The following is a 21,265-nucleotide window of genomic DNA, read 5'->3' on the forward strand; positions in this document are numbered from 1 at the left end:
TTCACCGAACACAGGCATCGTAGAAGCTCCCCGCCCTCACTCCACCGTCACGCTCTTCGCCAGATTCCGCGGCTTGTCGACGTCGTGGCCGAGCGAGAGGGAGGCGTAATACGACAGCAGCTGCAGCGGGATGACCGACAGCGCAGGCGTCAGCAGCGGCAAGGTGCGCGGGATGGAGAACAAGGTGTCGACCGACTTGGCGATTTCCGCCTCCGCTCCCTCGTTCACGATGCCCAGCACGTCGGCGCCGCGCGCCTTCACTTCCTTGATGTTGCTGAGCGTCTTCTCCTGCAGCTCCTCTTGCGTGATCAGCGCGATGACCGGAACGCCTTCCTCGATCAGCGCCAGCGTGCCGTGCTTCAGCTCGCCGGCGGCGTACGCTTCGGAATGAATGTACGAAATTTCCTTCAGCTTCAGCGAGCCTTCCATCGCGACCGCGTAATCCAGGCCGCGTCCGATGAAGAACAGGCTGCGGTTGTGCGCGATCGACTCGGCGACTTCCTTGATGACCTCGCCTTGGGCGAGGATGCGCTCGACCTGCTCCGGCAGCGACTGCATGGCGGCCAGCACGCGCGCGATGTACGCTTCGTCCTGCGTGCCGAGCGTTTGCGCCAGATGCAAACCGAACAGGTAAAACGCGATCAGCTGTGACGTGTACGCCTTCGTCGAAGCGACGGCGATTTCCGGGCCGGCGAGCGTGATGATGACGTCGTCCGCCTCGCGGGCGACCGAGCTGCCGACGACATTCGTAATCGCCAGCACGCGCGCGCCGTTGCGCTTCGCTTCGCGCAGCGCTGCCAGCGTGTCGGCCGTTTCGCCCGATTGGCTGACGACGATGACGAGCGTCCTCGGCGTGATGATCGGCGAGCGGTACCGATACTCCGACGCCACGTCGGTCTCGACGGGGATGCGGGCAAGCTGCTCGATGACCGTCTTGCCGACGAGACCGGCATGCATCGCCGTGCCGCAAGCGACGATATGGACGCGGTCGATGCTGCGCAATTGCTCCGCCGTGATGCTTAGCTCCGACAGGGCGACCGAACGGCCGTCTTCGCTTACGCGTCCCCGCATCGTGTCGCTGTAAGCCTTCGGCTGCTCGTGAATTTCCTTGAGCATGAAGTGATCGAACCCGCCCTTCTCGGCGGTCATCAAATCCCAATCGACGTGGAACACGTCTTTGGAAATGAAGTTTCCTTCGATCGTCATCAGCTCGACGCCTTCGCGCGTCAGCACGGCCATCTCGCCGTCGTTCAAAATATAAATATCGCGCGTATGCTCGAGAATCGCCGGGATATCCGAGGCGATGAACTTCTCGCCTTCCCCGATCCCGATAATGAGCGGACTTGCGTAGCGCACCGCGACGAGCCGATCCGGCTCGTGCTCCGTCAGCACGCCGAGCGCGAACGCTCCGCGCATTTTGCGCACCGCTTTTTGCACGGCTTTGACGATGTCGCCTTCATATTCGACCGCGATCAGGTGCGAAATGACTTCCGTGTCCGTTTCCGATTGGAACCGGTGGCCCGCCTGCACCAGCTCTTCCTTCAACTCCAGATAGTTCTCGATAATGCCGTTATGCACGACCGAAAACTTCATCGAATTGTCCGTATGCGGGTGGGAGTTGGCGTCGGACGGCTTCCCGTGCGTCGCCCAGCGCGTATGCCCGATTCCTACGGTACCCTTCAGCGGGTCCCCGCTAAGCCGGCCCTCCAGGTTCGCCAGCCGGCCGACCGACTTCGTGATTTCAAGGCCTTGTTCGGTAAAAACGGCGATTCCCGCCGAGTCGTACCCGCGATATTCCAACTTTTTCAAACCTTCAAGCAAAATCGGCTGAGACTGCCGATGACCGATATATCCTACAATTCCGCACATAAGCAAACAGACCTCCGTTTCGGTTATCGGCAAAAAGCCGGAACGAACCGAAACCAAGCCGCAAACATTCGGGAAAAGGAAAGCTGCGCAAAACGAAGGCCGCTTCTTCATGATCCGAAGCCGAAGCCTTCTCTGCCGGGTGACGATTCGTGTACGTAGCTTTCGCCGAATTCGCCCGAATCATCCGTCACCTTAAGCGCAGCCGACCTTGTCGACGTTTTGAAAAAATGTCCGACGCGCTCCCTTGCGGCACCGAACCAAATGAAAAGACGCGACCCGTCAACCGTACGTTTGCGGTCGATCCCGGTCCGCCCTACTTATGCCGTCTTTCTCTCGTTATCGTGCCGGAATATTGGCCGCCCGGTCGCCCTGGGCGATTTGTCTTCCGGCTGTCGGCCCCGATCTGGGCCGGGAGGTCCCCGCCGAATATTTCGAACACCTCCACCTCGTCAACTTGCACCCATGCGAATTCGATTCGCTTCACGTGCGGATAGGAACCTATCTCCGTTCCGTTCCCATCCGATTGCCGTGTCGCCCCTCCGCATCCGACAAGTTCTGGCGCTTTTCGAGCTTTTTCTTCCGACCCTCGCTTCCTGTCTTATAATATAATTTCTATCATATTCGTTTTTCCCTCGCCTTGCAACCGCCATTCGCGATTTCCTGGGAAATGACAAAATCCGCGCAAAAAAAGCGCAGCGTATTGGCGTATAGTTGGGTTTCGACTTTTGGGGACGCAGAATACGCAGGATTAAGCGGGATGGCACTGGGTTCGACCAGGGTTAGGCCAGGGTTGGCGAAGCTTGGCTGGATTTTATCCGATCGAATCCGGCTTTCTCGCGAAACGTTTCGGCTTGGGTGGATTTTATCCAATCAAAACCGGCTTATTCGCGAAACGTTTCGGCTTCCTGGATTTTTTCCAATCTGGCGAGGCCTTTTCAGCGTTTTCGTCCGAATAACAAGCATCTCGTTGAATAAAATCCACTCAAGACAGCGAATTCCCCGTTTTCGGCTCCTTTGATTGGACAAAATCCAACATAGGCTCCCTTCCGCTCGAGCGGTCTCCCTCCGTCTTCTCCCAAGCTTCCGGATACGCCCGAATAAATCGGGTAGGAGGCTACCCATTAATTGGGCAGCCGACCTCCCACACCACCGTACGTACCGTTCGGTATACGGCGGTTCCATTAGGAATGCGCAGTAACTTGTCGATAATAATCAGAAAAGAAAAGGAATCCGAGGTTCTTCAGCCTATTGTTACCGAGGGACTTCGAGAGGATTGGGCTATTGGAGATTCTCCAATAGCCCTTTCTTGTGTTTGCGTATTCCCACGCCTTCTGTTCATGAATTCCGAGCGATATAAGCCTTTCGAGTTTCGTCCTCACTCGTTTCCATTGCTTCCAGAAGACCATTCGGATACGCCTTCTCATCCATTTATCAGTGGTTTGGAGTAGTTGTTTCATGTCAGCAAGCTTGAAATAATTTACCCATCCCATGATGTAACGCCTAAGCTTCAGCGCCCGGTCGGTGTTGCCCATTCCGTTGCTTCTCGACGTTAGCTCTTTCACTTTAGCTTTCATCTTGGATACGGATTTGGGATGGATTCTGACCCGCGTTTCCCCTTTGCTCTGGTAGAATGAGAAGCCAAGAAATTTAACTTTTGTCGCATCGTCCACAATCGTTTTCTCCCGGTTTACCTTGAGAAACAACTTCTTCTCGATGTAAGGGAGAATTTTCGTCAGGGTACGCTCCGCACTCCTCCTGCTCCGGCAGAATATGAGCATATCGTCTGCGTATCGCACGAATCGATGTCCTCTTGCTTCCAGTTCCTTGTCCAATTCATTCAGCATGATATTGCTGAGAATCGGACTTAGGTTCCCTCCCTGCGGTACGCCGATTTCCGTGTCCTCAAACTTATGCTTCACGACGACTCCCGCCCGGAGATACTTATGGATGAGCGAGATCACTCGTCCGTCTTTGATCGTTCTTGAAAGCACCTCGATGAGCTTGCTTTGGTTGACGGTGTCAAAGTATTTCTCCAAGTCCATATCCACCACGTAACGATATCCCTCTTGCACGTATTGTTGGCTTCGTTTCATCGCGTGGTGTGCGCTCCGTTTGGGTCGGAATCCGTAGCTGTTGTCTGAAAACTGCCTCTCATAAATTGGCGTAAGCACTTGGGCGATTGCCTGCTGGATGACTCGGTCAACCACTGTTGGAATGCCAAGGTTTCTCTTCTTTCCGTTCTCTTTGGGAATCTCTACCCTTCGAACGGGATTCGGGCGGTACTTGCCGCCCAAGATCAGTTGCTTGATGGTCTCGCCGTTGTCTCTGAGATATTGTAGAAGTTCATCTACTCCCATCCCGTCGATTCCGTGCGATCCCTTGTTCGCTTTGACTCTCTTGAATGCTTCGTTCAAGTTGTCCCTGCTAACGATTTTCTCAAGCAACCGGTCCTTCGACTCGGTTGCGTTGGTGTCGTCGGTTTCGGTTATCCTCGCAGGACTGTGCACTCCCGCATATCCTTCGTGTTCCGCACTATTCTTTTGCAAAGAGTCTTCCGTTAGAAGTTGGCTGCCCTTGGCTCCTGTTTCGGTAACTTTCATTGACTTCACCTCCTAAGGTTCAGCCCTTCCCTCGAACCGTCGACTGTTCGCGGTACTATGGCGTCTGCTGACTTCTCATGATAAATCTTGTTTCAACCGTGATTCGAAGTGCATCTCCTCACGTCCATGAGACCTCCCACGGTAAGACGATTCACTTTCCTTCCATATACCCACATCATTTACATTGGTACGTCCGTGTAGTTAATTGGACTTCGTCTTGTTTAGCAGACTCATCCCGTATCCTATGCCTGATGATGTTCGTGTTCCTTGGGCCGGAAGTTTGCCTCCAGCTTCCTTTGGATTCCACCTCGCGGTGGACACCCTTGCTCTTGGCTAGTGGTTGGTAACTACAAACCCCCACAGTGGACTTTCACCACCTAGTTAATCGCCATGCGTGGCACACTAAAAATAGCGGCCGCCAGGGACCGCTACTTCACAAATTACGCTTCGATTGCCCAATGAACACCCGCAGTTGACCGCTATTCGGCGTTCAATGCTTCACTGGGCTCTGGTACCGAACATGATCAATGACGGCCGCTACCGGCCTATCCCGATATCCCCGCCCTGCACGAGCCCGAGACCGGAATGACTCCCCCGGTCCGAGTCCGATTACGCAAGCTCCTTGCGAATGACGTCGGCGATGCTTTCGACATGGCGCTCGATTTCCGAACGATCCGGACCTTCGGCCATGACGCGGATGAGCGCCTCCGTTCCGGAAGGCCGCACCAGCACCCGGCCGTTGTCGCCCAGAGCCCGCTCCGCGTCGGACACCGCTTCTTCGATCGCCCGATTGCCCGCGTACCGGCTCTTGTCAGCTACGCGAACGTTGACGAGCACTTGCGGGTACTTGCGCATCATTTGCTTCAGTTCGCCCAGCTTTTTGCCGGACGCGACGACTGTATCGACAAGCTGCAGGGCGGTCAGGATGCCATCCCCCGTCGTATTGTAATCCAGGAAAATGACGTGCCCCGACTGCTCCCCGCCGAGGTTGTAGCCGCCGCGCACCATTTCTTCCATGACGTAACGGTCTCCGACCGCCGTTTTGGCCGTGTTCAGGCCCAGCGTTTCCGTCGCTTTAAAAAAGCCGATGTTCGCCATGACCGTCGTGACGATCGTATCGTGCTTCAGGCGCCCGTCCCGCTTCATCGCGTCTCCGCAAATGCAAAGAACGAAGTCGCCGTCGACCTCCTCGCCGTTCTCGTCAATGGCGATCAGCCGGTCGGCATCCCCGTCGAACGCGAGGCCGAGATCCGCCCCGTGCTCCTTCACCTTCGAAGCCAGCAGCTCCGGATGGGTGGAGCCGACTCCGTCGTTAATGTTCAGGCCGTTCGGCTCGGCGCCGTAGGCGATCACCTCCGCGCCCAGATCGCGGAATACGGCGGGCGCCAGTTCGTAAGCGGCTCCGTGCGCGCAATCGAGCACGATCTTCAGCCCCGCGAACGATTGGCGAACCGTCGTCTTCAAATACTCCAAATAGCGAAACTTTGCTTCCGGATCGTTCGTCACCGTGCCGATTCCGCCGCCGACCGGACGGGGAAGCGTATCTTCCTCCGCATCCATCAGCTTCTCGATTTCCGCTTCGGTCTCGTCCAACAGCTTGAAGCCGTCCCCGCCGAAAAATTTGATCCCGTTATCCTGCACCGGATTGTGCGAAGCCGAAATCATGACGCCGGCATCGGCTCCCAACATCCGGGTCAAATAGGCTACCGCCGGCGTCGACACGACGCCGATCCGGATGACGTCCGCTCCGATCGACAGCAAGCCGGCCTCGAGCGCGCTTTCCAGCATCGGTCCGGAAACGCGGGTGTCGCGTCCGATCACGACCTTCGGGCGTTCCGAACGCCCCGCCAGGACGACGCCGCCGCAGCGGCCGAGCTTATAGGCCAGTTCCGAAGTCAATTCAACGTTTGCAACACCGCGTACTCCGTCTGTACCGAAATATTTCCCCATATCTCTCTAATCCTTCCCCTTCTTCGCTACTGGCCGACCGCCGGCTCCGCATCGGGCTCGGCCGGCGTCTCGGCATTGCTGGTTGTTGTGTCGGTTCCTTCGTCCATGCCGCTTCCCGCGCCGCCGTCCGCAGGTACGCTCCCGGAGCCGGCGCCGGATTCGCCCCCGGTTTCGCCTCCGGTTTCTCCGCCCGTCTCTCCGTTCGATCCGGCGTTCGTCCCGCCGCTTCCGCCTTCGCCCTCGACTTCCGGCGGAAGCGGCGTCGCGGACGCCGCCTGCGGATCCGTGATCTCCACGGTAACCGCGACGTTGCCGCCGGCCTGGTCGATGAAGCGCGGCGAATTGACGACGAGCGGGAGAATATGGACGCCGGGCCCGCGTCCGCTCAAATCGACTACGACATCGACGTCGCCGGGCTGCAGGCTGTCCAGCATCGCCGGGGCGCCTTTGAGCGTAATATCGACCAAGCCGGTCGACGGGTCGGTGATTTTGGCGTCCAGCCCTTCGGCCAATCCCTCGATCGAAACCGGAAGACCTTGCAGCGACCGCGTTTGCGACAGCACGACTTCCACGCTTACCGTCACTTCCGCAGGCGAAATCGTCGTAACGTTCTCGGGCGTCGTCAGCTCGATCGTAACGTCCCCGGATTTCGTCAGTTCGTTAAGCCGGACGTCCGCCTCGATGAACTCGATTTTGTCCAGCTCCGCCTGAGGTCCGTAAATCGTCGCCTGCTCGACCTGCGGCTTGAAGCTGGAGATGCTGAGTCCCGACGGCAAAGATCCGACAAGCTTGAATTGAAGCGGAACCGTCTTGAACGGATTGGTGATCGGCACTTCCACCTCCAGAACGGCGGGATCGATGACCGCTCCTTCGATTTCGTTGCCTTCGCTGTCGTAAACGAGCAGCTTGATGCTTTTATTTTTGATCGTTTTGCTTTGCCCGTCTACGGAAATCGAGGCTCCGACCCTTTCCGCTCTCGCCATCTGGCTTTCGGGCAGGGTCACGTGAACCCGATTGGTCGGGCTTAGGATCGGCGTCCCCGCTTTGTACCCTTGAGCAGGGGTGCCGGTCACGCTGAGCTCCGCCTCGAATTCCTTCGTTTGCAACTCTTCTACATTAACCGTTACGGAATAGGGAGTCAACGAAACGACATCGATTCCGCGCGGTAAATTTGCCCACAAATTCAACGTATGCTCTCCGGCCGTTACCGTGCTCAAATCGACCTGGACTTTATAGTCGTCGGCCCCGAGCTTGAGCAGATCCGCCCTCGTGCCCCGGACGACCAGTTTGACCGTTTCCGGCTCCATGCTTTGCAGCACGAGATTTCGCTCGTCCAAGCCGTAATATTGGACTTTCACTTCGTTGATCGTCTTCGTCTGCAACTGGCTTGTCGTCGAAGTCGGCGTGCTGGACTCCGGATCGAAATGCACGACGGCCCACATCAGAATGCCGAGCGCAAGCGCAACCAGCTTCATGACGGTCGGATGGCTTAACCATTTATCCATGGCCGTCACCTTCCTTCCGTCTCCAGAACGCCAATTTGCGCCTTTTCTCGGAACCCCCGGCCCGCGGGCGAAGCTCGTCGAAAAGCTTGGAGATCAAGGACTCTTCCTTGATATCGCGCACCACTTGGCCGTTGATCGCAAGGGAAACCTGTCCCGTCTCCTCGGAAACGATAACCGATATGGCGTCGCCGACTTCGCTGATGCCGATCCCCGCCCGGTGGCGCGTTCCCAGCTCTTTGCTGATAAACGGGTTTTCCGATAACGGCAAATAACACCCCGCGGCCATAATTTGCGTGTTCCGCAAAATGACGGCCCCGTCGTGCAGCGGCGTATTCGGAACAAACACGTTGATCAACAGCTCCGAGCTGATGATCGATTCCATCTTGATGCCGGATTCGATATATTCGTTCAGTCCCGTCGCGCGTTCGAAGACGATCAAGGCTCCGATTTTGCGCCGGGACATGTGATTGACGGCTTTGATCACTTCGTTGATCTGATGGCTGACATCCTGGTCGGCTGCCGACGTGCGGGTAAAAAGCTGGCCTCGCCCAAGCTGTTCGAGCGCCCTCCGCAGCTCCGGCTGGAAGATAATCATGATCGTCACGACGCCGAGCGTAAACAACTGGTTCATGAGCCACTTGAGCGTGTACAAGTTAAGCCATGTGCTGACCGCCCAGGTGGCGATGAGCAAAACGATGCCCTTCAGCAATTGAACCGCGCGCGTGCCGCGGACCAGTTGAATCATTTTATAGAACAAGTAACTGACGATCAGGATATCGGCGATGTCCTTAAGAGCGCCATACCATGTCAGCGTGCGAAAGTAATCCAAGACGCACCCCCCAATCGGCGCCTCGATCGGTTTCCCGATTCTTGTCAGAATACGCTTAGTTTATATCTATATACAGTTCTCTACTCCTGCCACGAAATCCTTTAATCCAACAAAAAAACCTCCCCAAGTCCCAGGGGAGAACCTGTCCGGACGTCCGTTGGCCGATCCCCGGGGCCTAAAATCGCGTTAACCTGCATAAACGCCCGCAAAACGCCGGACATCCATGCAGGTTGAGACCTCGGTATACATTAACGCGATTTTCGCAGGACAGCCTTTACCGGTTATCCATATGCCGTTACGATCCGTAAGCCAGCGTATCGAACCACGAGGTAAGCTTGTACCAAGCCCAATCCATCGCCCGGTCGATCTCTTTGACCTTGCCCGCGATGTGGGCGGTCGAAGCCAGGGTGACATTCCCGTCGATGACGGTCAAGTTGCCGGTAACCTCGCCAAGCACTTGCAATTCTCCGTTCTCGATGACGAGATCTCCGGACACGGTCTGGCCTTCGGGCACGATGACCGTATTCCCCTCGACGATGACATGCTCCAGATCGTCTCCCCGCAGCGCCAGCTGCTGGCCTTGATTCCATAAAGCCGAAAGGCTGGATACCATTATCAGTAAAAACATGGCCGCCGCGGATAGCGCCGGGTGCCGGCGAACCCATGTCGTCCATGCGATCGAGCTTCGCTTCTTGGGGAGAGACTTCATGATTCGATATGCCAAATCTCTTGAAACGGCTTCCTCGGGCATTGACCGGAGAAGCGCATCGGTATGCTGCATGGATTGAAAACGCTGTGCGCATGCGGAGCAACCGGACAAGTGAAGTTTTAGCTGGTGCCTTTGCTCGGCGGGAAGGTCCCCGTCCAAGTACTCGTGCATATATGCGACGGCATCGCTGCACTTCATATGAGCCATCCCTTTCTACATCCGGAGATCGATCTCCGTGAAGTTGCTTCTCCCTTATTTGTACGTCGGCTTTGCCGGCCGGTTTCATTTTTGTCAAAAATAACTTTACAATTTGGGCTCCAGCTTTTTCCGCAAATATTCGCGGCCCCGATGGACCCGCGTTTTGACCGTCGTCACGGGCATATCGAGCACGTCGGAAATCTCCTGCAGCGACAAATCCTGCAAATAGCGCAGCACCATCACCGATTTGTATTTGACGGGAAGCGTGTCCATCGTTTCATGAATGATCCGCTGCGTTTCCGACAGCAGCAGTTCGCTCTCCGGCGTCCGGTCGTCGCTCGGGAGCATCGCGTACCCGTCCAACCCCTCGTGGTCGGACGATTCTGCGTCGAGGGAGTAGACCGGACGGCGCTTGCGGAGCCGGTCGATGCATAAATTGGTCGCGATCCGGTAAATCCACGTCGAAAACTTCTGGTTCTCGTCGTATCGATCCAGATGCTTGTATACCCGCAAAAACGTCTCCTGAACGACGTCCTCCGCCTCCTGGCGGTTGTTCATCATCCGTTTCGCGAGGTGGAACAATTTATCTTTGTACAAATCTACAATTTCCGCGAACGCCCGTTGATCCCCTTTGCGGGCAAGCCGGGCAAGTCGCGTTTCGATTGGCTTCACCGTCAGTCCTCCGATTCGTTCCGATCTGGACGGCCTCCAGGCAGCAAGCAGCCGAATTCAAGCAAAATCGTAATGGATACGATGGAAAAAATCAACATCCGTTTCGGGAGCCGGTCCGCGAAAAGTCCGCCTTCGGACAACTCCTAGATGCGGCAAAGCAGGTCCGGGATTCCCCGGGCCTGCTTCGCCAGCCTATGCAAAGTTCGGCGTAAGAGTCGCCTGACGCATCAGCCCGTATTGCGCATGCCGGCCGCGATGCCGTTAATGGTCAGCAGCACTTCGCGCAGCAGCTCGCCGTCGTCCTGGCCGGAGGAACGCAAGTCGCGAAGCTCCGTCAGCAGCTGCACTTGGAGGTAGCTGAGGGGATCGACGTAAGGATTGCGAAGCCGGATCGATTCCTGAATGACCGGAACGTTGTCCAGAATGTCCTCCTGGCCGGTAATGGCCAAAATCATCCGCTTCGTACGGTTATATTCGTCTTCGATCAACGCGAAAATGCGCGAGCCGATGTTTTCGTCCTTGATCATTCCCGCGTATTTGCGGGCGATAAGCAGGTCGGCTTTGGCCATCGCCATCTGGAGATTGTCCACGAGCGAGCCGAAGAACGAATATTCCCGGTACATCGCGCGCAGCTTCTCCAGCTTGCTTTCGTCGCCGCCGATATAATGTTCGAAAGCCGTGCCGGCCGCATACCAGGCAGGCAGCAAATAGCGGCTTTGCGTCCAGGCGAACACCCAGGGGATCGCTCGCAAGTCTTCGAAGCGCTCGCTGTTTTTGCGTTTGGATGGGCGGGAACCGATGTTCAGTTCCCCGATTTCCGGCAGCGGCGTCGATTCCTTGAAAAACGTCATGAAGTCCGGATCGCGGAAAATCAAATCCTGGTACTTGGTCTGGGCCGTTTCGGAAATGCCGATCAAAATTTGTTCCCATTCCTTCTCGGCCTCGTGCTGCCCAAGCGGGTGCCTTGCCAGGAACGCGGCCTTCACGAGAGCGCTCGTCGCCTGCTCCAGGCTCCGGTACGCGATGCCCTGCATCGAGTAGCGGGAGCTGAGCACTTCGCCCTGCTCGGTGATCTTGATGCCGCCGCCGATCGTATGCGGCGGCTGCGCGAGAATGGAGCGGTTCAGCGGCATGCCGCCGCGTCCGAGCGCTCCGCCCCGGCCGTGGAAAAACTTCAGCTTGACGTCGTATTCCTTGGCCATCGCGGTCAATTCGTTCAGCGCGACCCGCAGCTCCCAGTTGGCCGTTACCATGCCGCCGTCCTTGTTGCTGTCGGAGTAGCCGAGCATGATCTCATGCAGGTTGCCCATCGCTTCGACCGTCTTGCGGTATACGGGCAACTCGAACAGCGTCTTCATGATGGCCGGAGCCGCGTGAAGGTCGTCGATCGTTTCAAACAGCGGCACCGATTGCAGCGTGCTGGCGACCGTTCCGTTCGTCGACCAGCGGAACAGGCCCGCTTCCTTGGCGAATACCATCACTTCCAGCATGTCGCTGGCGCCTTGCGTCATGCTGATCAGGTAGCTGCCGATGCAGTTCGCGCCGAATTCCTCTTGCGCCCGGTAAATCGTGCGGAACACGTCGAGGCACTCCTTCGTGCCGTCCGAGAGGCTCGCATTCTCGTGCAGGAGCGGACGGGAATCCGACAGCAGGCCGTGCAGCAGCGAAATTTTGTCCTCTTCGGACAGCTCGGCGTAATTTGGCGTTACGCCCGCTTTGGCGAGCACTTCCGTCATGGCGTTCTCGTGCTCTTTGCTGTGCTGGCGAACGTCCAGTTTCGCGAGGTGGAAGCCGAACAGCTCGACCTGGCGGATCAGCTTCTTCAAATGCGTGTCGGCGACAAAATGGGCAAAATGATGGCGCAAGCTGCGGTCGATCAGCTGCAGTTCGGCGATAAATTCGGAAACCGCATGATAACGCTGCGGCGTGCCCTTCAGCTTGTCTTCGCGCATGTTTTGCAGCTTTTGAATCATATAGGTAAGCTTGACGCGGTAAGGTTCCTTGTCGTTCGTCCACGGCTCGACCGAACGGAGCTCGACTTGCGAGCGGTCCTGGTCGATCGATTGCAGAAGTTCATCGGTCACCTGAACGATCGTCGTGCTGAAGCTCATCTTCCGCATGAGCGACCGCAGCAGCGCCTCGTATTTGTGAATGACGAGTCCCCGCTGAATATTGAGCGTGCGCCAGGTGACCGATGCGGTTACGGACGGATTGCCGTCGCGGTCGCCGCCGATCCACGAGCCGAAGCGCAAATAGGTCGGCACGTGCCAAGCCCGCTCCGGATAATATTTGTCCAGGCAGCGCTCCAATTCCTCATAGACGTCCGGCAGAGCGTCGAACAGCGTTTCGTTGAAAAAGTACATGCCGTTCCGCACTTCGTCGATAACGGTCGGCTTCCGGTCGCGCAGCTCGTCCGTCTGCCACAGCGTCAGCACCTCGTTGAGCAGCTTGTCCCGGAGCTTCTCCCGCTCGCGCAGCGTCAGCGTCGGGTTGTCAAGCTCCATCATCTCTTCGGCGATTCGCTTGTGAATATCCAGGACGGCGCGCCGCATCGCTTCCGTCGGGTGGGCGGTCATAACCAGCTCAAGGGAAATGTTCTCGAGCAGATCCTGGACTTCCTCCACCGGCAGGTTGCGGTTTTTCAGCTCTTGCACGGCGCTTTCGATCGATCCCCGCTGAACTTCCTCGCCGGCGGAACGCTCGTAATCGCGTTTGCGGCGGATGCGGTGATTTTGCTCGGCAATGTTGACGAGTTGAAAATAAATGGCGAAAGCCCGGATGACCTGGTGACGCACCTCCGGACTCAAGCCATTGACGGTATTGGTGAATTCCTCGTATAATTCCGGAACGAAATCGGCGCGCAGCGCCTTGCTCGTTTCGCGAATTTTTTCGACATGGTCAAGCAGTTCCCGGCCTCCCTGATGCACCAGCACTTCGCCAAGAATGTTCCCGAGAAAACGAACATCCCGACGCAGCAGATGGTTGGAGGAAGGACGGTTGGACATAGCTAGTTCAGACATTCTTTTCACCTCAGACCTAACGTTTCAGCTAAAAACTCTTCTATTTATCATACTACAAAGCCCCCGAAAATCTCCCTTTTCTTTTCCTTTCCCTTTATTTTACGACAAACCAAGCGAGCCCTCCCAAGCGATCGCCGCATATGCGGGGGCTTGAAAGGGCTCGCCGTTTGCCATTCGTCCGGTCGAATCGATGCCGGGGAAGCGCAGTTTCTTCTTCGCTCTTGCGCGATTCCGGTTGGGGACTCCCCGGCCGATCTATCGCGGAATGACCATATGCATGGGCGCCGCCGTGTGCGTCACCCTCACTCTGTCCCCGGGCGAAAGCCTGACCGATCCGGAAGTGATGCCAAGACTGTAAAAATTCGCGGCGTCTCGCGATATTTCCAGATCGGTCACGTTTCCGCCGGTAAACACCACATCGATGGGGTAAGCGTTGTTGTTTGTGTAAGTACCGCCGCTCGGTCCGAAAATAACGGGAGGGACGATCGCTTTGTGATGTCCGGTCTGCGCCATTTGGCGGAAATCCGACGCGCTCGATTCGCCGACGGCTTCGAATACCCGGCCGTTGGCCCGGTCGATGTGCTTTTGCCCCGCGTAAGACGGAGGGGACGTCGGAATGGCCGTACCGAACGAGACATGCGGCAGAAGAAAGCCGTCATCCGATTTCGTAGGTTTTCCGTTCATGATTTGAAATTTGGCGTACTTGCTGTCTCCGCCATTATCGATATATAAATGATAGGGTCCGAGCGCAACCAGGTTTTGGTTCCACGATCCTCCTGAGCCCTCCAAACAGAAAGCGTTGTCAGCGTCCTGCGCCCCCCAAAGATTCCCCCAAACGGAATGCTTGCTGCCGGCCGCATAACCCGCGAAATCTTCGTGCGCATTCCCGAACGCGCGGCAAAATGCGATGCGGAAAGCATCGGAATCCGAGGCGCCGGGAATTTTGATTCCTTCGTATTGCGTCGGCGCCGCCTGGTCGTCATAGGCCCAGCAATGAGTCAAATCCCCTACCCGGAGCGGGATCGTCCCATCTCCGCTAAGGATATTAATCCCCCGCCTCGAAGGCGCTCCCGGATTTTGCCCGTTGTTAAAAGCTTCGCAATTCGTCAGCCTAAAATGCTTTACGGTTTGATTGAGTTTGATTCCGTCGTCTCCGCAAAGCGAAGCTCTGCAGTTCGTCATCACGACGTTTTGAGCGCCGATCGAAATACCGACGCCGCGTTCGGAAATCCATGTCGTTCCCGCGACCTCAACGTTTTCCAGTTCAATATTGAGGACTTTGGCGGATACATTGATTCCCTCCGTATTGATGGTTCGTCCGCTGCCCCCGGTGATCAGTACGTTTTTAACGGATATCCGGTCGATGGAAGGAAAAATTTCGTCGCAATAGATATGCATGCCCCGAACGGTCGTCAATCCCTCCGGCTCGGGATTCAAGGCATAATTCCGAATGTGGACATTATCGACCTTGATGCGATTGTGTCCGTTAATGACAAGCCCGCCATTATTGGCATTGTTTATAATAACGTTGCTTACGATCAAGTCTTCGATATCGTATCGGATTCCGATGCTATACAAACGGCCCACAGCGTCGTTATCGGAAATAATGTTGTTCAGAACGACTTTTTTCATCGGCCGCGTGTTCGCGACGTTTTGCGCGGCTTGGCCGGCCTCGATCGCCAGCCCGTAAGTCCGGTTTCCTTTGGTCACGACATTGCTGCAAACGACCGTCCCCCCATGGTACGCATTGGCGTTATCCATCTGCCGCGCTTGTATGGCAACGCCCAAATCGTCATTATTGAAAGCCTGAACGTTGGTGACCGTGATCATGTCGTTTACGTCGCCGTCAATTCCGGCCATTGTGCCCGCTATCGTGATTCCGTTGTTCGTCGGAGCCGATCCCGGGGTTTTGTTGATGATTTTCGTGTTTGAAAAAAGGGAATTCGAGATCGTAATGTGCCTGCCCGAAACAAAGGCGCCGTCGTTAGGCGCGTAGTCGCTCCAAATATCCTCGAAATAAACCCCGTCAACATATTGAATCCAAATGTTGCTGCCCCGATAGCTATTAAGGATGCCGGGCACTTTGGGGTTTTGACCGGCTTTCGCGTTGTTTCCGTCAATGTAAATGCCTTGAAAGCTGATGCCGAACCCGGGATTATCCTGGGTGAACGGCCGGCCTCCCGCCCAATCCGCTGAACCGGAACGAGTCTTATCCCGAACGCCCGTATAAACGCCCGCGCAAAACAAATCGTCGTACATGCCGTCGGCACGCTTTATAACCGCTACCCTGGAACGGCCGCCATACCCCAATACGGTCGTTCGGCTTCTCATCCATAATGTTTTGGAAGCGAGATAAACCCCGGCAGGAAAAAAAACGGTTCCACCCGTATCGGGCACATCGAGCAGCGCCTGCAAAATCGCGTCGGAATCGTCCGTAACCCCGTCTCCCACCGCTCCATATGCTTTTACATTAAGAACGACGCCGCTCCAGTTTTCCTCGTTGATTCGGGCATTGGATAGTTGCGCAGGCGTTTTTTCCGGCATCTCTTCCATAGCCTCACCACCTTCAACATCATTCAGGCATACCGTTAATCGCGGAACTTTCCCCGCCTTATCGGGTTTGAACGGCAGAGGCTCCAATCATTATATTCGCGGGGGCGAGGAATTAATCTGAAATCAAACGAAACGTCATCAGAGGCGGTCCCCCCTTGAAAGATGGCTGCGCTGCAAACGGCGTCAACGCGACTGCCACCGCTAACGACTGCCGCTAGCATGCCCAATGGCAGGTTTGGGTCACTATGACTCATCTGGATCGGCGGCGTGCTTGCGGAGGAGGTGAGATGATTCATTTTTACTCAAATGCGTGCGGCTGTACGCATTCGGAGGGTTGAGATGAGTCACCACGACTCAATTGGATCGGCGGCATGCGTGCGAGGAACGAGCCGATTTCCGGAGTGGATAGAATAAAGTTCCGCGCTTCCCTAGCGGCGCGGCTTTGCCCAGTTGTTTGCCCGGGCGCTTTCGCACAGCGAATAAATCAAAAAAGCCTTGCATCGCAAGGCTTTCGGTCATTTTTGAATGGAGCGGGTGATGGGAATCGAACCCACGCTATTAGCTTGGAAGGCTAAAGTTCTACCATTGAACTACACCCGCATGCTATCCAGTTAAGTGGTCGGGACGACACGATTCGAACATGCGACCCCCTGGTCCCAAACCAGGTGCTCTACCAAGCTGAGCTACGTCCCGATACGTGCGAAATTTGAATGGCGCGCCCTGAGAGATTCGAACTCCCGGCCTTTAGATTCGTAGTCTAACGCTCTATCCAGCTGAGCTAAGGGCGCATTTAAGATGGAGCGGAAAACGGGATTCGAACCCGCGACCTTCTCGTTGGCAACGAGATGCTCTACCACTGAGCTATTTCCGCACGCCGGATGGTGCGCGTGGAGGGACTTGAACCCCCACGGTTGCCCGCCAGATCCTAAGTCTGGTGCGTCTGCCAATTCCGCCACACGCGCATGGGCAATTCTCTTTTCGCTAAGCCAATCGAGCAATAAACTCGAAAGATTGGCTGGGGATCTAGGATTCGAACCTAGGAATGACGGAGTCAAAGTCCGTTGCCTTACCGCTTGGCTAATCCCCAGCGATAAGATGGTGGAGGCTGAGGGGATCGAACCCCCGACCCTCTGCTTGTAAGGCAGATGCTCTCCCAGCTGAGCTAAGCCTCCAAAATCTTGGTGACCCGTAGGGGATTCGAACCCCTGTTACCTCCGTGAAAGGGAGGTGTCTTAACCCCTTGACCAACGGGCCGTAAAGCTGGAGCTCTCAACCGGGATCGAACCGGTGACCTCATCCTTACCATGGATGCACTCTACCTACTGAGCTATGAGAGCTAGTTCTCCAACCTGGCAACGTCCTACTCTCCCAGGACCCTGCGGTCCAAGTACCATCGGCGCTGGAGGGCTTAACGGTCGTGTTCGAGATGGGTACGCGTGGAACCCCTCCGCCATTGCCACCAGATCGAAGTTCTTCAAGGCTTGCGCCTTGATAACCGGATACGAAACGATTGCGCATGGTTGTTTGCTGGCTTTGCTTCCCGTCTGCTCCGTGCCCGAAGGCGCTTCGCTTTAGGATAAGCCCTCGACCGATTAGTACTCGTCAGCTCCACACGTTGCCGCGCTTCCACCCCGAGCCTATCAACCTGGTGTTCTTCCAGGGGTCTTACGAATTGGGAAATCTCATCTTGAGGCGGGCTTCGCGCTTAGATGCTTTCAGCGCTTATCCCTCCCGCACTTGGCTACCCAGCCATGCTCCTGGCGGAACAACTGGTACACCAGCGGTGCGTCCATCCCGGTCCTCTCGTACTAAGGACAGCCCCTCTCAAATTTCCTACGCCCGCGACAGATAGGGACCGAACTGTCTCACGACGTTCTGAACCCAGCTCGCGTACCGCTTTAATGGGCGAACAGCCCAACCCTTGGGACCTACTTCAGCCCCAGGATGCGATGAGCCGACATCGAGGTGCCAAACCTCCCCGTCGATGTGGACTCTTGGGGGAGATAAGCCTGTTATCCCCAGGGTAGCTTTTATCCGTTGAGCGATGGCCCTTCCATTCGGTACCACCGGATCACTAAGCCCGACTTTCGTCCCTGCTCGACTTGTAGGTCTCGCAGTCAAGCTCCCTTATGCCTTTGCACTCTTCGAATGATTTCCAACCATTCTGAGGGAACCTTGGGGCGCCTCCGTTACATTTTGGGAGGCGACCGCCCCAGTCAAACTGTCCGCCTGACACGGTCCCTTCACCGGATTCACGGTGACAGGTTAGAACTCCGATACGATCAGGGTGGTATCCCAACGGCGCCTCCATCGATGCTTGCGCACCGACTTCTCAGGCTCCCACCTATCCTGTACAGACCGTACCAAAGTCCAATATCAAGCTACAGTAAAGCTCCATGGGGTCTTTCCGTCACGTCGCGGGTAACCTGCATCTTCACAGGTACTAAAATTTCACCGGATCTCTCGTTGAGACAGCGCCCAAGTCGTTACGCCATTCGTGCGGGTCAGAATTTACCTGACAAGGAATTTCGCTACCTTAGGACCGTTATAGTTACGGCCGCCGTTTACTGGGGCTTCGGTTCACAGCTTCGGATTGCTCCTAACCGCTCCCCTTAACCTTCCAGCACCGGGCAGGCGTCAGCCCGTATACTTCGCCTTGCGGCTTCGCACAGACCTGTGTTTTTGCTAAACAGTCGCTTGGGCCTCTTCACTGCGGCCCCCTCGGGCTATTCACCCTACCGAGGCACCCCTTCTCCCGAAGTTACGGGGTCATTTTGCCGAGTTCCTTAACGAGAGTTCTTCCGCGCGCCTTAGAATACTCATCTTGCCTACCTGTGTCGGTTTGCGGTACGGGCACCTTCGCCTGGCTAGAGGCTTTTCTCGGCAGCGTGAGCACGGAACCTTCGGTACTGTGATTTTCCCTCCCCATCACAGCTCAGCCTTTTCGATGCGCGGATTTGCCTGCGCATCAGCCTCGCTGCTTGGACGAGCATATCCATCAGCTCGCGTTCTTGCCCTCCTGCGTCCCCCCATCGCTCGTAACGGCTTACGGTGGTACAGGAATTTCAACCTGTTGTCCTTCGACTACGCCTTTCGGCCTCGCCTTAGGTCCCGACTTACCCTGAGCGGACGAACCTTCCTCAGGAACCCTTAGGCTTTCGGCGGACAGGATTCTCACCTGTCTTTTCGTTACTCATACCGGCATTCTCACTTGAATGCAGTCCACCGGTCCTTCCGGTCCGACTTCAACCCGCATTCAACGCTCCCCTACCCAGTTCGTCGTCTTCACTTCACCCTGGTGTGTTTAGCTGGGGCATTTGGGTCAGAATCTTTGAACAACCTTTACGGTTGATTCTGACCAAATGTCCCGGTTCTACCAGAACAAAGTGAAGACGACGACCTGCCATAGCTTCGGTGGTGTGTTTAGCCCCGTTACATTTTCGGCGCAGAGTCACTCGACCAGTGAGCTATTACGCACTCTTTAAATGGTGGCTGCTTCTAAGCCAACATCCTGGTTGTCTTCGCAACTCCACATCCTTTCCCACTTAACACACACTTGGGGACCTTAGCTGATGATCTGGGCTCTTTCCCTCTTGACGACGGATCTTAGCACTCGCCGTCTGACTCCCGAGTATACATCTGTGGCATTCGGAGTTTGACTGAACTTGGTAACCCTTGGCGGGCCCCGCACCCAATCAGTGCTCTACCTCCACGATGCTCAACCTCGAGGCTAGCCCTAAAGCTATTTCGGGGAGAACCAGCTATCTCCGAGTTCGATTGGAATTTCTCCCCTACCCCCACGTCATCCCAGAACTTTTCAACGTTCATGAGTTCGGGCCTCCAGTAAGTGTTACCTCACCTTCACCCTGCACAGGGGTAGATCACACGGTTTCGGGTCTACGCCTACGTACTCAATCGCCCTATTCAGACTCGCTTTCGCTTCGGCTCCGCTTCTCCAGCTTAACCTCGCACGTAAACGTAACTCGCCGGTTCATTCTACAAAAGGCACGCCATCACCCTTAAGAATCGGGCTCTGACTTCTTGTAAGCGTACGGTTTCAGGTTCTTTTTCACTCCGCTCCCGCGGTGCTTTTCACCTTTCCCTCACGGTACTGCTTCGCTATCGGTCGCCAGGGAGTATTTAGCCTTGGCAGATGGTCCTGCCGGATTCCCACGGGGTTTCTCGTGTCCCGCGGTACTCGGGATCCGTCTTGGAGAGAGCAGACTTTCGGCTACAGGGCTTTTACCTTCTTTGCCGGGCCTTTCCAGACCTCTTCGCCTAACCTGCTCTTTTGTAACTCCGTATAAGACGTCCCACAACCCCAGGGAGCAAGCTCCCTGGTTTGGGCTAATCCGCGTTCGCTCGCCGCTACTGACGGAATCACTGTTTTGTTTTCTTCTCCTCAGGGTACTTAGATGTTTCAGTTCCCCTGGTATGCTCCCTCATGAGCTATGAATTCACTCATGGGTGACTGTGCATTACCACAGCCGGGTTTCCCCATTCGGACACCCCCGGATCAAAGCCTGCTTACGGCTCCCCGAGGAAATTTCGCTGTTCGCCGCGTCCTTCGTCAGCTCCTGGCGCCTAGGCATCCTCCGTACGCCCTTATTAGCTTAACCTCTCGGTTAGCTTGCCATTTTCACTTCAAGTACCTTCGTACTCTCCGCTCCACAACACATAAGGTCATTAGATAATCTTCTTTTGCGCTACAACTAACCGCTACCCAGCAGCGTTCGCTGCGTGTCGGTTCGTTGCTTTCGTTTCGTATCCAGTTGTCAAGGTGCAAGTTTTTTGCGTGGAGACGCTTCTCGAGCCGCTTCAGCAAAGAAACTTCCGCAGCCTACCGCGTTCGCAACGCGAACGTGGCCATCGTCTCAAGGTAAAGATGGTGGAGACAAGGAGGATCGAACTCCTGACCCCCTGCGTGCAAGGCAGGTGCTCTCCCAGCTGAGCTATGTCCCCACGGGATAAGGTATACAATTGTTGTATGGTGGGCCTTAGTGGACTCGAACCACCGACCTCACCCTTATCAGGGGTGCGCTCTAACCAGCTGAGCTAAAGGCCCGCAGCAGCTATCAGCCTTTACCAGCTGATGGAGCGGCTTCATGAACGGATTCATGAGCCTGCCTGGCAACGTCCTACTCTCCCAGGACCCTGCGGTCCAAGTACCATCGGCGCTGGAGGGCTTAACGGTCGTGTTCGAGATGGGTACGCGTGGAACCCCTCCGCCATTGCCACCAGACAGGTGTTGCATTTGAAGTTGTAAGCTCTCGTAAAAGCCCTCCGCTTTTCAGCTTCCGGCTTCGCGAGCGTCTTGCTCCTTCAAAACTGAACTCGAGCGTAATCGGACGTTATCCCCC

9 protein-coding genes, 11 tRNA genes, 3 rRNA genes and 1 pseudogene are annotated in these 21,265 nt (G+C 56.0%); all 24 read right to left on the minus strand.

Annotated features, from left to right (window positions below; genetic code table 11):
* Positions 1 to 36 precede the first annotated feature (36 nt).
* The 24 genes and pseudogenes from glmS to rrf (JW799_RS03790) all read right to left on the minus strand — a co-directional run bounded on the left by glmS (position 37) and on the right by rrf (JW799_RS03790) (position 21,147).
* A complete protein-coding gene (gene glmS / locus JW799_RS03680; protein WP_205428730.1) occupies positions 37 to 1,869 on the minus strand; it encodes a glutamine--fructose-6-phosphate transaminase (isomerizing) in 1,833 nt (610 codons plus the stop codon).
* Positions 1,870 to 3,050: 1,181 nt separating this feature from the next.
* The gene (gene ltrA, locus JW799_RS03685) at positions 3,051 to 4,469 is read right to left on the minus strand and encodes a group II intron reverse transcriptase/maturase (RefSeq protein ID WP_068693838.1); all 1,419 of its coding nucleotides are present in this window, start codon (positions 4,467 to 4,469) and stop codon (positions 3,051 to 3,053) included.
* Between the two features lie 609 nt (positions 4,470 to 5,078).
* Positions 5,079 to 6,419, minus strand: coding sequence for a phosphoglucosamine mutase (gene glmM / locus JW799_RS03690; protein WP_080831944.1), 1,341 nt, complete (start codon positions 6,417 to 6,419; stop codon positions 5,079 to 5,081).
* 26 nt (positions 6,420 to 6,445) lie between these two features.
* The gene (locus JW799_RS03695) at positions 6,446 to 7,924 is read right to left on the minus strand and encodes a CdaR family protein (protein WP_205428732.1); all 1,479 of its coding nucleotides are present in this window, start codon (positions 7,922 to 7,924) and stop codon (positions 6,446 to 6,448) included.
* Complete coding sequence (cdaA, locus tag JW799_RS03700) at positions 7,917 to 8,753, minus strand: diadenylate cyclase CdaA (protein WP_205428733.1); 837 nt, start codon at positions 8,751 to 8,753, stop codon at positions 7,917 to 7,919. The genes JW799_RS03695 and cdaA overlap by 8 nt, the downstream gene beginning before the upstream one ends.
* Before the next feature lie 295 nt (positions 8,754 to 9,048).
* On the minus strand, positions 9,049 to 9,477 hold the full coding sequence (locus tag JW799_RS03705; RefSeq protein ID WP_240353137.1) for a polymer-forming cytoskeletal protein: 429 nt from the start codon (positions 9,475 to 9,477) through the stop codon (positions 9,049 to 9,051).
* 84 nt (positions 9,478 to 9,561) lie between these two features.
* Positions 9,562 to 9,669, minus strand: a pseudogene (locus JW799_RS29190) (anti-sigma factor family protein); the annotation flags it as partial.
* Between the two features lie 96 nt (positions 9,670 to 9,765).
* On the minus strand, positions 9,766 to 10,323 hold the full coding sequence (sigW, locus tag JW799_RS03710; protein ID WP_420830673.1) for an RNA polymerase sigma factor SigW: 558 nt from the start codon (positions 10,321 to 10,323) through the stop codon (positions 9,766 to 9,768).
* A gap of 236 nt (positions 10,324 to 10,559) precedes the next feature.
* The gene (gene ppc, locus JW799_RS03715; RefSeq protein WP_080831949.1) at positions 10,560 to 13,352 is read right to left on the minus strand and encodes a phosphoenolpyruvate carboxylase; all 2,793 of its coding nucleotides are present in this window, start codon (positions 13,350 to 13,352) and stop codon (positions 10,560 to 10,562) included.
* Between the two features lie 255 nt (positions 13,353 to 13,607).
* The gene (locus JW799_RS03720) at positions 13,608 to 15,905 is read right to left on the minus strand and encodes a glycosyl hydrolase family 28-related protein (RefSeq protein ID WP_205428734.1); all 2,298 of its coding nucleotides are present in this window, start codon (positions 15,903 to 15,905) and stop codon (positions 13,608 to 13,610) included.
* Between the two features lie 526 nt (positions 15,906 to 16,431).
* A tRNA-Gly gene (locus tag JW799_RS03725) sits at positions 16,432 to 16,505 on the minus strand.
* A 16-nt stretch (positions 16,506 to 16,521) separates the two neighbouring features.
* Positions 16,522 to 16,598: transfer RNA gene (locus tag JW799_RS03730), tRNA-Pro, on the minus strand.
* Positions 16,599 to 16,616: 18 nt separating this feature from the next.
* Positions 16,617 to 16,693 (minus strand) — tRNA-Arg (locus tag JW799_RS03735).
* A gap of 8 nt (positions 16,694 to 16,701) precedes the next feature.
* Positions 16,702 to 16,776 (minus strand) — tRNA-Gly (locus tag JW799_RS03740).
* Between the two features lie 8 nt (positions 16,777 to 16,784).
* Positions 16,785 to 16,867: transfer RNA gene (locus tag JW799_RS03745), tRNA-Leu, on the minus strand.
* Between the two features lie 50 nt (positions 16,868 to 16,917).
* Positions 16,918 to 16,992, minus strand: a tRNA-Gln gene (locus JW799_RS03750).
* A 9-nt stretch (positions 16,993 to 17,001) separates the two neighbouring features.
* Positions 17,002 to 17,077: transfer RNA gene (locus tag JW799_RS03755), tRNA-Val, on the minus strand.
* Positions 17,078 to 17,084: 7 nt separating this feature from the next.
* A tRNA-Glu gene (locus tag JW799_RS03760) sits at positions 17,085 to 17,159 on the minus strand.
* Between the two features lie 7 nt (positions 17,160 to 17,166).
* Positions 17,167 to 17,242 (minus strand) — tRNA-Thr (locus tag JW799_RS03765).
* 10 nt (positions 17,243 to 17,252) lie between these two features.
* Positions 17,253 to 17,369 (minus strand): 5S ribosomal RNA (rrf, locus tag JW799_RS03770).
* A 108-nt stretch (positions 17,370 to 17,477) separates the two neighbouring features.
* Positions 17,478 to 20,524: ribosomal RNA gene (locus JW799_RS03775) — 23S ribosomal RNA — on the minus strand.
* 267 nt (positions 20,525 to 20,791) lie between these two features.
* Positions 20,792 to 20,867, minus strand: a tRNA-Ala gene (locus JW799_RS03780).
* A 26-nt stretch (positions 20,868 to 20,893) separates the two neighbouring features.
* A tRNA-Ile gene (locus tag JW799_RS03785) sits at positions 20,894 to 20,970 on the minus strand.
* Positions 20,971 to 21,030: 60 nt separating this feature from the next.
* Positions 21,031 to 21,147: ribosomal RNA gene (gene rrf, locus JW799_RS03790) — 5S ribosomal RNA — on the minus strand.
* Positions 21,148 to 21,265: the final 118 nt, after the last annotated feature.

Origin of the sequence: Cohnella algarum, assembly GCF_016937515.1 — a bacterium.
In the GTDB taxonomy this organism is placed as follows: Bacteria; Bacillota; Bacilli; order Paenibacillales; family Paenibacillaceae; genus Cohnella; species Cohnella algarum.

Coding starts and splice junctions, on each gene's coding strand:
- JW799_RS03695 (WP_205428732.1), bottom strand. CDS start 7,924: ATGGATAAATGGTTAAGCCATCCGACCGTCATGAAGCTGGTTGCGCTT.
- ltrA (WP_068693838.1), bottom strand. CDS start 4,469: ATGAAAGTTACCGAAACAGGAGCCAAGGGCAGCCAACTTCTAACGGAA.
- ppc (WP_080831949.1), bottom strand. CDS start 13,352: ATGTCTGAACTAGCTATGTCCAACCGTCCTTCCTCCAACCATCTGCTG.
- JW799_RS03720 (WP_205428734.1), bottom strand. CDS start 15,905: ATGGAAGAGATGCCGGAAAAAACGCCTGCGCAACTATCCAATGCCCGA.
- glmM (WP_080831944.1), bottom strand. CDS start 6,419: ATGGGGAAATATTTCGGTACAGACGGAGTACGCGGTGTTGCAAACGTT.
- glmS (WP_205428730.1), bottom strand. CDS start 1,869: ATGTGCGGAATTGTAGGATATATCGGTCATCGGCAGTCTCAGCCGATT.